This is a genomic window from [Enterobacter] lignolyticus SCF1 (genome assembly GCF_000164865.1).
Lineage (GTDB): Bacteria > Pseudomonadota > Gammaproteobacteria > Enterobacterales > Enterobacteriaceae > Enterobacter_B > Enterobacter_B lignolyticus.
The window spans coordinates 4,735,127-4,750,381 of the sequence record NC_014618.1; the positions used below are offsets into that span (position 1 = coordinate 4,735,127).

General features: G+C 55.2%; 12 protein-coding genes and 1 pseudogene. 5 read left to right on the forward strand and 8 right to left on the reverse strand.

Annotated features, from left to right (window positions below):
• Window positions 1–53: 53 nt before the first annotated feature.
• From ENTCL_RS21975 to typA, 3 genes are all read right to left on the reverse strand, one after another.
• Window positions 54–1,034, reverse strand: coding sequence for a sugar phosphate isomerase/epimerase family protein (locus ENTCL_RS21975; RefSeq protein ID WP_013368319.1), 981 nt, complete (start codon window positions 1,032–1,034; stop codon window positions 54–56).
• Between the two features lie 7 nt (window positions 1,035–1,041).
• Entirely contained in the window at window positions 1,042–1,752 is a 711-nt protein-coding gene (locus ENTCL_RS21980) for a GntR family transcriptional regulator (RefSeq protein WP_013368320.1), read from the reverse strand.
• A gap of 174 nt (window positions 1,753–1,926) precedes the next feature.
• Window positions 1,927–3,750, reverse strand: coding sequence for a ribosome-dependent GTPase TypA (gene typA, locus ENTCL_RS21985; RefSeq protein WP_013368321.1), 1,824 nt, complete (start codon window positions 3,748–3,750; stop codon window positions 1,927–1,929).
• Between the two features lie 379 nt (window positions 3,751–4,129).
• Here typA and glnA point away from each other — a divergent pair, with 379 nt between their 5' ends.
• The 4 genes from glnA to ENTCL_RS23845 all read left to right on the forward strand — a co-directional run bounded on the left by glnA (window position 4,130) and on the right by ENTCL_RS23845 (window position 8,434).
• Entirely contained in the window at window positions 4,130–5,539 is a 1,410-nt protein-coding gene (gene glnA, locus ENTCL_RS21990; RefSeq protein ID WP_013368322.1) for a glutamate--ammonia ligase, read from the forward strand.
• Between the two features lie 204 nt (window positions 5,540–5,743).
• Window positions 5,744–6,793 carry a nitrogen regulation protein NR(II) gene (gene glnL / locus ENTCL_RS21995; RefSeq protein ID WP_013368323.1) on the forward strand — a complete coding sequence of 350 codons (1,050 nt, stop codon included), beginning with the start codon at window positions 5,744–5,746 and terminating at the stop codon, window positions 6,791–6,793.
• Between the two features lie 11 nt (window positions 6,794–6,804).
• Window positions 6,805–8,214 carry a nitrogen regulation protein NR(I) gene (gene glnG / locus ENTCL_RS22000; RefSeq protein WP_013368324.1) on the forward strand — a complete coding sequence of 470 codons (1,410 nt, stop codon included), beginning with the start codon at window positions 6,805–6,807 and terminating at the stop codon, window positions 8,212–8,214.
• Window positions 8,215–8,323: 109 nt separating this feature from the next.
• Window positions 8,324–8,434 carry a YshB family small membrane protein gene (locus ENTCL_RS23845; protein ID WP_013368325.1) on the forward strand — a complete coding sequence of 37 codons (111 nt, stop codon included), beginning with the start codon at window positions 8,324–8,326 and terminating at the stop codon, window positions 8,432–8,434.
• Between the two features lie 60 nt (window positions 8,435–8,494).
• Here the strand turns inward: ENTCL_RS23845 and hemN are convergent, their stop codons facing one another.
• The 3 genes and pseudogenes from hemN to ENTCL_RS24080 all read right to left on the reverse strand — a co-directional run.
• Window positions 8,495–9,868, reverse strand: a complete 1,374-nt coding sequence (gene hemN, locus ENTCL_RS22005) for an oxygen-independent coproporphyrinogen III oxidase (protein ID WP_013368326.1) — start codon at window positions 9,866–9,868, stop codon at window positions 8,495–8,497.
• A 188-nt stretch (window positions 9,869–10,056) separates the two neighbouring features.
• Complete coding sequence (gene yihI / locus ENTCL_RS22010; RefSeq protein ID WP_013368327.1) at window positions 10,057–10,572, reverse strand: Der GTPase-activating protein YihI; 516 nt, start codon at window positions 10,570–10,572, stop codon at window positions 10,057–10,059.
• Window positions 10,573–10,787: 215 nt separating this feature from the next.
• Window positions 10,788–10,878 (reverse strand): annotated as a pseudogene (locus ENTCL_RS24080) (hypothetical protein); the annotation flags it as partial.
• Window positions 10,879–11,159: 281 nt separating this feature from the next.
• On the opposite strand from ENTCL_RS24080, the gene yihA reads away from it, so the two are divergent.
• Entirely contained in the window at window positions 11,160–11,786 is a 627-nt protein-coding gene (gene yihA, locus ENTCL_RS22015; protein ID WP_013368328.1) for a ribosome biogenesis GTP-binding protein YihA/YsxC, read from the forward strand.
• Between the two features lie 82 nt (window positions 11,787–11,868).
• On the opposite strand, the gene spfP is transcribed toward yihA, so the two are convergent.
• Window positions 11,869–11,916: a small protein SpfP gene (gene spfP, locus ENTCL_RS24230; RefSeq protein WP_071892919.1), complete on the reverse strand. Its 48-nt coding sequence runs from the start codon at window positions 11,914–11,916 to the stop codon at window positions 11,869–11,871.
• 165 nt (window positions 11,917–12,081) lie between these two features.
• Window positions 12,082–14,868 (reverse strand): DNA polymerase I, encoded by a 2,787-nt coding sequence (gene polA / locus ENTCL_RS22020; protein WP_013368329.1) that lies wholly within the window; start codon window positions 14,866–14,868, stop codon window positions 12,082–12,084.
• Window positions 14,869–15,255 lie beyond the last annotated feature (387 nt).

The window sequence follows — 15,255 nt, forward strand, 5'->3', positions numbered from 1 at the left end:
CAGAATCCTGGCCATTCATAGCGAATGGGTTTATTAGAATAAGCGTATCGGTGTTAGCGATTTAAAATATAGTCAGCCTCGGCTTTTATTTGCTGAAGAACGTCCCGGACAAAATGTATTTGCTGCACCGCATCCTGTTTTTCCTGCTGCAGACGAGCGTCGAGCAGCGACTCTTCCGGCAGCGGCGTTTCGCTCATCTGGCGCCACGGGATCCACGGGTTATCGCCTTCGTCGTCAAAACGAAACGCCGGCGCATAATAGTCGACCTCTTCTTCCAGGCCATAGGCGACAACCTGCGGTTTGTCGTCTCCTAAACAGATAAGCGACGTCAGCAGCGCTTTAAACGGCATATCTCCCTGCCCGGAAACGCAGGCTTTATGGCCCAGTCCGCCTTTTTCCGGCACCATCAGCGCGTCTTTGATATGCACCTGGGTAATTCGGGGAGACATCACCTCCAGCGCGGCCAGCGGCTGCTCATTGGCGTTAATCATATTGGCGAAGTCAAACAGCAAAGACAGCTCGGGCATATCGCTTTGCTCAATCAGCGCCACCAGCTCATGGCTTTGCAGATCTTCATGCTGCTCCATGGTGAAGGTCAGGCCGCAGTGCTGATACTGCGCTTTAAGATAGCGGATGTCCTGCGCGATTTTCGCCATCACCTCCTGCAAATGCCCTTCATAACGCGGATAAAACCTGACGGAAGAGGCGCCCGTTTTTAAGGCAATCCGTACCGCCTGATCGAGGGTGTCTTTATCCGACGCGCTGGTTTCGATATGCACATCCAGAGACAGACGGCGCGCTTTATCGGCAAAGTTCGCCAGCGCATCGTCATTCATATTCCCCAGTGAATAATTTTCACCGTCGAGTACATGTATTTTTACGCCGCGCAGCTGGTTTTCATAAGCGATATCTAATAAATCACCGGGTAATATCCGTTCGAGACGCATATTCAGATGATACGCATACGCGTGCAGATACAGCGGAAGGGTATCGACGCGAGAAAGTATTTTCTCAGCATTATCTTTCGTGACCATAACATACCTACAAGTTAATAAAGAGATCGACGGCCTCAAAGCGCCAATATTCAATGTCTATTTGTACGATATTGCCATGGCTATCCGCGCGATGTTTTTCTATCAGAATGGCTGGCATACCCGACGAGCCACCAATAAATTTACTGATGTCTCCTGACATTCTCACTGGCTTAAAGGCAAGTTTTTTAATTACCACATCTTTGTTATACGCATTCTCCCACACGCTGGAGAACGACTGGTTTTCGAGCTGTTCGATAAAACCGGGGGCGACGCAGGGGTTAATAAACGTCTCGTGATAAAACACTTTGTGTCCTTCCAGCGCGCCCCAGCCGGTAATGCGATAGAGCGCATCCGACGGCGCCGCGTCGAGCAGGGGCTCTGCGGCTTTCGGAAATTGCGATACGCGGCTTTTTTCAATAAAGCCCCAGGAAGGTTCACGTCCCTGCTCCAGCGCGGCGCGCTGAAAGCTTGCGGAAAGCTCAGGGCTATAGTTAAAGCGGGGCTGAGCGACAAACCACCCTTTACGATCCTTACGGAAGATTTTGGATTCGGATTCCAGATTCAACAGCGCCTGACGCAGCGTCATGCGCTTAATGCCCAGCAGTTCGCCCAGCTCTCTTTCCGACGGGAGCTTGCCGCCTGCCGCGGTGATGCCCTCTTCTAACCAACGGTCTAATTTTTCTTTTGCGTTCTCAACGGTTGATTGGTTCTTGTCCATCGTTCAATCCATTTGGTTTAAACCAGATGGTTCATCTTACTCCGCGGCCAAAATGGAAAGCAACGCCTGACTCAGGCTTTGGGGATAAATGTGACAAAGCTCTCTTAGAGGCGGGAAAGGGCAAAAAAAAACCCTGCCTCACGAGGCAGGGTTTCGGTGGGTAAGAAGCGTGTCTTACTCTTCTTTAGCACCACGCATAGCGCGTTTACGATCGTTCTCGGTCAGATGACGTTTACGAATACGGATAGAGGTCGGGGTGACTTCCACCAGTTCGTCGTCATCGATGAACTCCAGCGCCTGCTCGAGGGTCATTTTAACCGGCGGAACCAGAACCGTTGCTTCGTCAGTACCGGACGCACGCATGTTGGTCAGTTTCTTACCGGTCAGGCAGTTTACGGTCAGGTCGTTAGAACGGCTGTGAATACCGATGATCTGGCCTTCGTAAACTTCAGCGCCGTGGCCGAGGAACAGCTTACCGCGATCCTGCAGGCTGAACAGGGCGAACGCTACCGCTTTACCCTGACCGTTGGAGATCAGTACGCCGTTCTGACGCTGGCCAACATCGCCCGCACGAACATCGTCGTAGTGGCTGAAGGTGGAGTACAGCAGACCGGTACCGGAAGTCATGGTCATGAACTCGGAACGGAAGCCAATCAGACCACGGCTTGGGATCACGTAGTCAAGACGTACGCGGCCTTTGCCGTCCGGATTCATGTTTTTCAGGTCGCCTTTACGCTCGCCCAGCGCCTGCATGACGGAGCCCTGATGCTGCTCTTCAACGTCCAGCGTTACGTTCTCGAACGGCTCTTGTTTGCGGCCGTCGATTTCGCGGAAGATAACTTTCGGACGGGAAACCGCCATTTCGAAACCTTCACGACGCATGTTCTCGATAAGAACAGACAGGTGCAGCTCACCACGACCGGAAACGCGGAATGCGTCAGCATCCGGAGTTTCTTCAACGCGCAGCGCCACGTTGTGCACCAGCTCTTTGTTCAGGCGGTCAAGGATCTGACGGGAGGTAACGTACTTACCTTCTTTACCACAGAACGGAGAGGTGTTAACGCAGAAGAACATGGATACGGTCGGTTCATCAACAGACAGCGCCGGCAGCGCTTCAACATTCTGCGTATCGCAGATGGTGTCAGAGATGTTCAGCTCGCCCAGACCGGTAATCGCGATGATATCGCCCGCTTCCGCAACGTCGCTATCGATACGCTCCAGACCCAGGTGGGTCAGCACTTTACCGACTTTACCGTTACGGGTTTTGCCTTCGCTATCAACGATAGTGACCTGCTGGTTCGGCTTCACTTTACCGCGCTTGATGCGGCCAATGCCGATGACGCCAACGTAGTTGTTGTAGTCCAGCTGGGAGATTTGCATCTGAAGCGGGCCATCGAGGTCAACGTTCGGCGCCGGTACGCGATCGACGATCGCCTGATACAGCGGGGTCATATCTTCCGCCATATCTTCGTGATCCAGACCCGCAATACCGTTCAGCGCGGACGCATAAACGATAGGGAAGTCCAGCTGCTCGTCGGTTGCGTCGAGGTTAACGAACAGGTCGAATACCTGGTCGACAACCCAGTCAGGACGCGCGCCAGGACGGTCAACTTTGTTGATAACGACAATCGGCTTCAGACCGTGGGCAAAAGCTTTCTTGGTGACGAAGCGCGTCTGCGGCATCGGGCCGTCAAAGGCATCAACCACCAGCAGCACGGAATCGACCATGGACATAACACGTTCAACTTCGCCACCGAAGTCGGCGTGCCCCGGGGTATCAACGATGTTGATACGGTAATCATTCCATTGGATAGCGGTGTTTTTCGCGAGGATAGTAATCCCACGCTCTTTCTCCAAATCGTTGGAGTCCATCACGCGTTCTTGTGCTTCAGTACGTGCGTCGAACGTACCGGATTGCTGTAGCAGCTTATCAACCAGGGTCGTCTTACCATGGTCAACGTGCGCGATGATGGCGATATTACGCAGATTTTCGATCACAACTTTGCCTCAGGCATTAGAAATAGCGCGTTATTGTACACGGATTAAGCGCGCTAAAAAACAGGATCACAAACATCCTCCGCAAACAAGTATTGCAGAGTTGCTTTGTGATCGCTTTCACGCAGAGCCAAAAGAGCGCCATAAGGCAAATTGCACCAAAACGGTGCTCAATATTCACATTGAAGCACTATTTTGGTGCATTATATCCATCATGGGGCACACCTTTTGCACTATGGTGCGCATGATAACGCCTTTTTAGGTGAATTTAAAAGTTGGCACAGATTTCGCTTTATCTTTTTCAGGGCAACCACGCCACTTTTACGTAGCAAGAATGTTTTCGTTACCACGACGACAATGACCAATCCGGGAGAGTTTAAGTATGTCCGCTGAACACGTTTTGACGATGCTGAACGAGCATGAAGTGAAGTTTGTCGATCTGCGCTTCACCGATACTAAAGGTAAAGAACAGCACGTCACTATCCCTGCTCATCAGGTAAATGCCGAATTCTTTGAAGAAGGCAAAATGTTTGACGGCTCCTCGATTGGCGGCTGGAAAGGTATCAACGAATCCGACATGGTTCTGATGCCGGACGCAACCACAGCGGTACTGGACCCGTTCTTCGAAGAACCGACCCTGATCATCCGTTGCGATATCCTCGAACCAGGCACGCTGCAGGGCTATGACCGCGACCCGCGCTCCATCGCTAAACGCGCTGAAGAATACCTGCGCGCAACCGGCATCGCGGATACCGTGCTGTTCGGGCCAGAGCCGGAATTCTTCCTGTTCGACGACGTGCGCTTCGGCAGCTCTATCTCCGGTTCTCACGTGGCTATCGACGATATCGAAGGCGCGTGGAACACCTCCACCAAATACGAAGGTGGTAACAAAGGTCACCGCCCGGCCGTGAAAGGCGGCTACTTCCCGGTTCCGCCGGTAGACTCCTCTCAGGATCTGCGCTCTACCATGTGCCTGGTGATGGAAGAGATGGGCCTGGTTGTTGAAGCACACCACCACGAAGTGGCTACCGCAGGTCAGAACGAAGTGGCTACCCGCTTCAACACTATGACCAAGAAAGCGGACGAAATTCAGATCTACAAATATGTGGTTCACAACGTTGCGCATCGCTTCGGCAAAACCGCAACCTTCATGCCGAAACCGATGTTTGGCGACAACGGCTCCGGTATGCACTGCCACATGTCTCTGGCCAAGAACGGCGCTAACCTGTTCTCCGGCGACAAATACGCAGGCCTGTCTGAAATGGCGCTGTACTACATCGGCGGCGTTATCAAACACGCAAAAGCCATCAACGCCCTGGCGAACCCGACCACCAACTCCTATAAGCGTCTGGTCCCGGGTTACGAAGCGCCGGTCATGCTGGCCTACTCTGCCCGTAACCGTTCCGCATCCATCCGTATTCCGGTGGTTGCAAGCCCGAAAGCGCGCCGTATCGAAGTGCGCTTCCCGGACCCGGCAGCTAACCCGTACCTGTGCTTTGCCGCACTGCTGATGGCCGGTCTCGACGGTATCAAGAACAAGATCCACCCGGGCGAAGCAATGGACAAAAACCTGTACGACCTGCCGCCGGAAGAAGCGAAAGAAATCCCGCAGGTTGCTGGTTCTCTGGAAGAAGCGCTCCACGAGCTGGATCTGGACCGCGAGTTCCTGAAAGCAGGCGGCGTATTTACCGATGAAGCGATTGACGCCTACATCGCTCTGCGTATCGAAGAAAACGACCGCGTACGCATGACGCCGCACCCGGTAGAGTTTGAGCTGTACTACAGCGTTTAAGTTTACGTAGTAATACTCAGCAAACCTCCTGCGGCGGCCTGGCTGCGGCAGGAAGGATGCAGAGGATTTTTAGTTGCCGTGGAAACTTTCAGCCCATCTTCGGATGGGCTTTTTTCACCAGCAACAATCTGATCTCGCGCGCTTTTTCCCCGTAAAAAGCTATAATGCACTAAATTAGTGCACACCGTTCCGGAGGACTGCTTTATGGCAACAGGCGTGCTGCCCGATGCTGGGCAGATCCTTAACGCGTTAATCAACAGCATCTTACTGGTCGATGATGACCTGGCGGTGCATTACGCCAACCCGGCCGCCCAGCAGCTGCTGGCGCAAAGTTCACGAAAACTTTTCGGCTCCCCGCTGCCGGAGCTGCTGAGCTACTTCTCGCTGAACATCGGCCTGATGCATGAAAGCCTGCACGCCGGCCAGGGCTTCACCGATAACGAAGTAACGCTGGTTATCGACGGCCGCTCGCACATTCTTTCCGTGACCGCACAGCGCCTGCCCGACGGCCTGATCCTGCTTGAAATGGCGCCAATGGATAACCAGCGCCGTCTGAGCCAGGAGCAGCTTCAGCACGCCCAGCAGGTCGCGGCGCGCGATCTGGTGCGCGGTCTGGCGCATGAAATTAAAAATCCCCTTGGCGGCCTTCGCGGCGCGGCGCAGCTGCTGAGTAAAGCGCTGCCCGACCCATCGCTGATGGAATACACCAACGTCATCATCGAGCAGGCTGACCGCCTGCGCAATCTGGTCGACCGGCTCCTCGGCCCGCAGCATCCGGGTATGCACGTCAGCGAGAGCATTCACAAAGTGGCGGAGCGGGTGGTCAAACTGGTCTCCATGGAGCTGCCGGCTAACGTCACCCTGGTACGGGATTACGATCCCAGCCTGCCGGAGCTGCCCCACGACCCGGATCAGATTGAGCAGGTGCTGCTGAACATCGTGCGCAACGCGCTGCAGGCGCTTGGCCCCGACGGCGGTGAAATCATCCTGCGTACCCGTACCGCCTTTCAGCTTACGCTGCACGGCGTGCGCTACCGCCTTGCCGCCCGCATCGACGTTGAAGACAACGGGCCGGGCATTCCGCCGCATCTCCAGGATACGCTGTTTTATCCGATGGTCAGCGGACGCGAAGGCGGCACCGGGCTGGGGTTGTCTATCGCCCGCAGCTTAATCGATCAACACTCCGGCAAAATTGAATTTACCAGTTGGCCGGGTCATACCGAGTTTTCGGTTTACCTGCCCATTCGGAAATAGAGGGTTAATGTATGCAACGAGGGATAGTCTGGATCGTTGATGACGACAGCTCCATTCGCTGGGTGCTTGAACGCGCCCTCTCCGGTGCCGGCCTAAGCTGTACAACCTTTGAAAACGGCAACGAGGTCCTTGATGCGCTGGCCAGCAAAACGCCGGACGTACTGCTGTCGGACATTCGTATGCCGGGGATGGACGGCCTGGCCCTGCTGAAGCAGATCAAACAGCGCCATCCGATGCTGCCGGTCATCATAATGACCGCCCATTCGGATCTCGACGCGGCGGTGAGCGCCTACCAGCAGGGCGCGTTTGATTACCTGCCAAAACCGTTCGATATCGACGAAGCCGTGGCGCTGGTCGAACGCGCCATCAGCCACTATCAGGAACAGCAGCAGCCGCGCAACGTGCCGGTAAACGGCCCGACGACCGATATCATCGGCGAAGCGCCGACCATGCAGGACGTCTTTCGGATCATCGGCCGCCTGTCGCGCTCGTCCATCAGCGTGCTGATCAACGGCGAGTCAGGGACGGGGAAAGAGCTGGTCGCCCACGCGCTGCATCGCCATAGCCCGCGCGCCAAAGCGCCGTTTATCGCGCTGAATATGGCGGCCATCCCCAAAGACTTGATTGAATCAGAGCTGTTTGGCCATGAGAAAGGCGCATTTACCGGGGCGAACACCATTCGTCAGGGGCGCTTCGAACAGGCCGACGGCGGCACGCTGTTTCTCGATGAAATTGGCGACATGCCGCTGGATGTGCAGACGCGTCTGCTGCGCGTGCTGGCCGACGGCCAGTTTTACCGCGTCGGCGGCTATGCGCCGGTGAAGGTGGATGTGCGTATTATCGCGGCGACCCACCAGAACCTGGAGCAGCGGGTTCAGGAAGGGAAGTTCCGCGAGGACCTGTTCCATCGCCTGAACGTGATCCGCGTGCATCTGCCGCCGCTGCGCGAGCGTCGGGAGGATATTCCCCGCCTGGCGCGCCATTTCCTGCAAATCGCCGCCCGCGAGCTGGGCGTTGAAGCCAAGCTGCTGCATCCGGAAACCGAAGCGGCGCTCACGCGCCTCGCATGGCCGGGCAACGTGCGGCAGCTGGAAAATACCTGCCGCTGGTTAACGGTGATGGCCGCAGGCCAGGAGGTGCTGATTCAGGATCTGCCCGCCGAGCTGTTTGAAAACACCGCGCCAGACAGCCCGACGAACGCGCTGCCGGACAGCTGGGCCACGCTGCTGGCGCAGTGGGCTGACCGGGCGCTGCGTTCCGGTCATCAAAACCTGCTCTCGGAGGCGCAACCGGAGATGGAGCGTACGCTGTTGACGACGGCCCTGCGCCATACCCAGGGCCATAAACAGGAAGCGGCTCGTCTGCTGGGCTGGGGTCGCAACACCCTGACGCGTAAGCTTAAAGAGCTGGGAATGGAGTAAACCGCGGGGGAATGTAAAGACACCTCGATTAGCGCAAATTGCTGCTATTTTGTACTTTACTGTTCTCTTGCGTTCAGTATGATCTTGCCCGAAAGATCAGGGGGTCATCATGCTGGAATCATTAATGAATGCAGTATCAAGCGGTGCGGTCGACAGCGCGACACCGCATACGGCCATCGCAGCGGTGCTGTGCGCCGCGCTGGTCGGCTTATTTAGCTAAAGATGTGTCGGATGGCGCTTCGTTTATCAACGGTAAACGTTAGCGCCTCCGGCAGCGCAGCTAGATGACGCGAGAGAACTGCTGCATTCGCGCTTTCTGGCGCAGATAGGCGTCAAAGCACATACAAATGTTGCGAATGAGCAGCCGCCCTTTCGCCGTCACCTGAATCCCTTTCTCGTCAACGTCCACCAGCCCGTCCTTCGCCAGCGGCGCCAGCAGCTTCAGGTCTTCAGCAAAATAGTCCGCAAACGTCAGACCCCACTGCGCTTCGACGGCCGTGACATTGAGGCGGAAGTTGCAGATAAGCGCCTTAATCACATCGCGACGAATGCAGTCATCGCGGGTAAGCGCAATGCCGCGCCACAGCGCATTGCCGGTGTCTTCCACCTGCTGATAGTACAGCTTCAGCTCTTTCTGGTTCTGCGCATAGCTGTCGCCAATCATGCTGATGGCGGAGACGCCAAGGCCAAGCAGATCGGTATCCCCCTGGGTGGTATACCCCTGGAAATTACGATGCAGTACGCCCTGTCGTTGCGCTACCGCCAGTTCGTCATCCGGGCGCGCGAAGTGATCCATCCCGATAAACTGATAGCCCGCGTGCGTCAGAGAGGCGATGGTCTCCTGCAGGATATCCAGCTTTTGCTGCGCGGACGGCAGGTCCGCATCTTTGATTTTACGCTGCGCGGCAAACAGCGTTGGCAGATGCGCATAGTTGAACACGCTCAGGCGATCCGGGTTCAGCTCGGCGACGCGGCTTAAGGTAAAGGCAAAGCTTTCCGGCGTTTGCTTCGGCAGGCCGTAAATCAGGTCGATGTTGGTCGAAGTAAAGCCAATCTCCCGCGCGTGGTTCAGCAGGGCGAAGATAAAGTCCTCATCCTGCTCGCGGTTCACCAGGCGCTGAACCTCTTTGTTGAAGTCCTGCACGCCCATGCTTAAACGGTTGAAACCTTCCTGACGCAGGCAATCGAGCACGTCCAGCTCGATTTCGCGCGGATCGACCTCAATGGAGATCTCCGCGTCATCGCGGAAGTGGAAATTCTCGCGCAGCAGCCGCATCAGGCGGCTGATTTGCGCTTTATTCAGGTAAGTCGGCGTACCGCCGCCCCAGTGCAGCTGGCTGACGTGGCGGCCATTAAACAGCGGTGCGCGGTGCAGAATCTCCTGCTCCAGCACGTCCAGATACCGATCGGCTTTATGCTGCTGGCGGGTCACGATTTTATTGCAGCCGCAGAAGTAGCAGAGCTTGTGGCAAAACGGGATATGGACATATAACGACAGCGATCGTTCAGGATAGCGGGAGACCGCCAGCTGGAACGCCGCGTCGCCAAAGTCTGGCGAAAACTCCAGCGCGGTGGGGTATGAGGTATAGCGCGGCCCGGAATAGTTATATTTCTGGATTAGGGCCAAATCCCAGTCGATTAGCTGCTCAGACATGCTTACTCCTTCCGATGGTATCGCGAACGACGACGGCGTGCCGGTGTGGCCCCGGTTCGGGTCACTAACCGGTTGCGCAGCCATTTTTGACGCCGCGACAACCGTCGTAGTTTAACGAATAACCATCCCAGATAACACATAACCAGAAGGGTTATAAGCAGGACGGGTAAACCGACTGAGTGCAAACGTTAGTTTCCGCCTTTCAGCAGCCGCATCAGATCGTCCTGGCGCGCGTTCTCTTCTTCGTCGTCTTCGTCATCGTCATAGGAAAGACCCAGCTGCTGCATCAGCTCATCAATACGGTCGAGTTTGGCGTCAACCCAGGATTGGTCTTCTGCGCTGAGGGCTTCACCCTCTTCCAGACGTTCCAGCAGCGCATCCAGGCGCTCATCATTCTCCAGCAACTCCAGTTCAGCCTGCGGTGAAAGCATAGGTTTCTCACTCTTCGGTTTTTGCGGCCTGGTTACCGGGCTGTCAGTGACGCCCAGAGGAATAGGGGTTTTGCTGCCAATACGCGGATCTTTCTTCTGGCCCTGCTTATTACCTGCGCCAGCCACATCGCCGTTCGCGCGGCTGCCTGGCTGATGACCGCGGTGCTTTTTCTGACGCTTGCGGTCGCGCCCTTCCTGGTTCAGCTCTTCACGCGTCTTACGGCGAGCTTTGCCAGGGGCCTTGCTGCGTGGTGCGGATGTTGGTTTTTTCATGATATTGGGTCTTAAGGTGATTGCTTTAGTTCAGTATAGAATTGAGGCGGAATCTAGCAGAAAGCAGGCAAAGAAAAAAGGCGACAGAGCAATCTGTCGCCTTTTTTCCTGACTCACAACCCATTACGGGTCTGACAATCCCTGTAGCCCTACAACACACCCTGTTATCCCTTGGCGCTGAACGCTCCGTGTCGTACTCCATTTCCCTAAAAAAACGTCTCCGGACGCCTGCCTCCCTGGCAACTCCTGTGTCTTCGCCTCCTGGCGTTCCTGACCCTCATCCTGAGTCGGTGTTCCTTCCGGCATCCTCGCCTGTGGGTGCTACTTTACCGTTTTACGCTAAACTCACAAGCCATTACGGGATAAAGAAATGCAAATTCAGAATTGTGCTCACAAATAAGCCATTGATTTAACTTAAATCACAAAAAATGTCGCCTGCAATTTCTCTGAAAGTTCGCATAGTCCAGATGGCAAATGTCTTACACGGAGCAAGGTTATAACTTACAGGCGAAACGATGCGGAAAGGCGCCTTTTGCCAATGTTCAGGTATAATCCCTGACATTATCCGATTTCATGGAGACGACCCTTTGACTAACTGGAATTACCAACAGACGCATTTTGTCACCAGTGCGCCTGATATTCGCCACTTGCCTGCCGACAGCGGTATTGAAGTGGCGTTCGCCGGCCGCTCCAACGCAGGAAAATCCAGCGCGCTGAATACGCTGACCAACCAGAAAAGCCTGGCGCGCACCTCAAAAACGCCGGGCCGTACTCAGCTCATTAACCTGTTTGAAGTCGCCGACGGTAAGCGTCTTGTCGACCTCCCGGGCTATGGCTACGCGGAAGTGCCGGAAGAAATGAAGCGCAAATGGCAGCGCGCGCTGGGCGAATACCTGGAAAAACGCCTGTGCCTGAAGGGCCTGGTGGTATTAATGGACATTCGCCATCCGCTGAAGGACCTCGATCAGCAGATGATCGAATGGGCCGTCGACAGCGGTATTCAGGTACTGGTTCTGCTGACCAAAGCCGATAAGCTCGCCAGCGGCGCGCGTAAAGCCCAGCTGAATATGGTGCGTGAAGCCGCCACCGCGTTTAACGGCGATGTGCAGGTTGAAGCGTTTTCATCGCTGAAGAAGCAGGGTGTGGATAAGCTGCGCGAGAAGCTGGATACGTGGTTCAGCGAGATCCCTCCGCAGGAAGAGGCGGAAGCATAATCTCAGGCGCGGCACAGTCCGCGCTTTTTTTTGCCACAATAAAAAACGCCCCAGTCATTACTGACTGGGGCGGCTAAAATATTCAGCCAAATCCGATTACGTGAAGTAAAAGGTCTGAAAGATAGAACATCTTACCTCTGTACCCTACGCGAACAACTCTACTCTTTTTTTCTCAGCGTACAAAGTACTTTTTGTAGTTTTTTTTCACTCTTTACATAGCAAAATCTAATAGCCATCACAAAAAGCGATAAGTTATGTTGCTTAGTTACAAAAGCACGCGACGTTCTTCGTACGGTTAGTGCGCTTGATCCCAGTTATCACCGCTCCCCACTTCCACCAGCAACGGCACGTCAAGCGCCATGCTGCTTTCCATCAGCTCATGGATCTTTTTCGAGACCGCGTCCAGCGCGTCCTTATGCACTTCGAACACCAGTTCATCGTGTACCTGCATGATCATCCGCACGCGCGGCTGCTCCTCTTGCAGCCAGGCATCAACGGCGATCATCGCCCGCTTAATGATATCTGCGGCGGTACCCTGCATCGGCGCGTTAATCGCAGCACGCTCTGCCGCGGCGCGGCGCGCGGCGTTGCTGGACTTGATATCCGGCAGGTACAGGCGACGGCCCTCGAGCGTCTCGACATACCCCTGCTCTTTTGCCTGCGCCCGGGTGCGCTCCATATACTCCAGCACGCCAGGATAGCGCTCGAAGTAGAGATCCATGTATTTCTGCGACTCTTTGCGTGGAATATTGAGCTGGCGGGACAAGCCAAACGCGCTCATGCCGTAGATCAAACCGAAGTTTATCGCTTTCGCGCTGCGGCGCTGTTCCGCGGAAACGCTTTCCAGCGGTAGCCCAAACACTTCCGCCGCCGTCGCGCGGTGGATATCTTTGCCTTCCGCAAACGCCTTCAGCAGCCCTTTGTCGCGTGACAGATGCGCCATGATGCGCAGTTCAATTTGCGAGTAGTCCGCAGAAACGATGAGATAGTCTTCCGGAGCGATAAACGCCTGGCGGATGCGGCGCCCTTCTTCATTGCGAACCGGAATGTTCTGCAGGTTCGGGTCGGTCGACGACAGACGTCCCGTTGCGGTAACCGCCTGGTGATAAGACGTATGTACACGGCCGGTTTTCGGGTTAATCATCAGCGGCAGCTTATCGGTGTAGGTCGATTTCAGCTTCGCCAGCCCGCGATACTCCAGAATGACTTTTGGCAGCGGGTAGTCCAGCGCCAGCTCTTCCAGCACCTCTTCCGACGTCGACGGCGCGCCGCCAGGGGTTTTCTTCAGCGGTTTAATCCCCTGCTTCTCAAAGAGAATGGTCTGCAGCTGCTTGGTCGACGAGAGGTTAAACGGCTCGCCGGCAATGTCATGCGCTTTTTGCTCAAGCTCCGCCAGGCGCAGGGTAATCTCCTCCGAGTGCTTTTGCAGCACCTGCGGATCGATTTTCACGCCGTTACGTTCGATACGGGAGAGCACCGGCACCAGCGGCATTTCGATATTGCGGAAAACGTTGAGAGGACCTTCGCGCTTTTGCAGCTTCGGCCACATCTTCAGATGCAGCTGCAGAGTGACGTCGGCATCTTCCGCCGCATAGCGCCCGGCCTGCTCAAGATCGATTTGGTTGAAGGTCAGCTGGTTCTTACCCTTACCGGCAATCTCTTCGAAGGTGATGGTTTTATGCTTCAGCCAGCGCTCGGAAAGGCTGTCCATGTCATGACGACCGGCGACGCTATCCAGCGTATAGGACTCCAGCATGGTGTCCCAGGCAATCCCGCGCAGCTCAATACCGTAATTCGCCAGGATACCGCGATCATACTTCAGGTTTTGCCCGACCTTCAGCGCCTTTTCATCTTCCAGCAGGGGCTTAAGCAGCTCCAGCGCCCGCTCACGGGAAATTTGCTCCGGCGCGCCGATATAGTCATGCGCGACAGGCACGTAGGCCGCAACGCCCGGCTCGCAGGCGAACGACAGCCCCACCATGTTGGCGGAGTGGTTGTCGAGGCTATCCGTTTCCGTATCAAACGCAAACAGCGGCGCCTTTTTCAGCTTCTCGATCCAGCTTTTCAGCGTCTCCTCATCGAGAACGGTGACGTAGTGCTCCGCCGACAGCGCGGAAACGACCTCTTCCGCGTCTTCTTCCACAACCGGCGCGGCCACAGGTTTCGCCGCGGGTTTGCCGCCTTTCGCCTGCAGCCATTTACCGCTCTCAACGTCCGTCGTCCAGCGCTTAAACTCATACTTTTTAAACAGCTCCACCAGCGTGTCGGCGGCTGGCGGCTGCACTTCAAGCTGCTCGCAGCTCTGCTCCAGAGCAACATCGGTTTTGATGGTGGCGAGCTGGTAGGAGAGGTAGGCGACCTCTTTGTTTTGCTCAAGCTTCGCGGCCATCGTTTTCGCGCCGCGGAAGCTCAGCTCAGCGATTTTCTCCGGCTGCGCATACAGAACATCAAGACCGCCAAGCCCCTGCAGCAGCGCCTGCGCCGTTTTCTCACCGACGCCAGGCACGCCAGGAATGTTGTCCGACGAGTCGCCCATCAGTGCGAGGAAATCGATGATAAGCTCCGGCGGTACGCCGTATTTGGTCACCACCTCATCCGGCCCAAGCACGGTGTTGGTCATGGTGTTAATCAGGGTAATACCCGGCGTCACCAGCTGCGCCATGTCTTTATCGCCCGTGCTGATAAGCACCGGGCGGCCGACCTTTTCCGCTTCCCGCGCCAGCGTACCGATAACGTCGTCCGCTTCCACGCCGGAAACGGCCAGCAGCGGTAGCCCCATCGCTCTGACCATCGCGTGCAGCGGTTCAATCTGCGCGCGAAGATCGTCCGGCATCGGAGGACGGTGGGATTTGTAATGTTCAAACAGTTCATCACGGAAGGTTTTCCCCTTGGCATCAAACACTACCGCCGCATGGGTAGGCTGATACTGCAGGATGAGGCTGCGCAGCATATTCAACACGCCGTACATCGCTCCCGTCGGTTCCCCGGCGCTGTTGGTCAGCGGAGGAAACGCGTGATACGCGCGGTAGAGATAGGAGGAGCCATCAACCAGGATGAGGGGATTTTCTTGGATCTGAACCATAATTTCCGTGCCTGTTTATCAGATTAGGGTTAAAGAATGCCACAGACGGAGGTAAAACATGAATTTTTCACCATTATTGCGGCAAAAGATTTACAGATCCTCTGGATCTCTCGCAAAAAGCACCTGTGGATAAGTTTGTGTATAGATTTATTCCGGCGAGTAAATGCTAATAACGGAAAGATCTTTTAGATTTCATTTTTCTTATATTTCATTGTGTTATAAAACATCAATATCATCTTTTACCTTCGTGTCGACATTTTGTGCTATGTGGATATTCACAATGTCTATTTTTCTATTCTGGTATGACCCGTCATTTGACGCGTTTTCTGATAAAATCAGCGCCTTGCGCCCGTAAAGCACGCACAATTTACAATTAACTATCTGAAT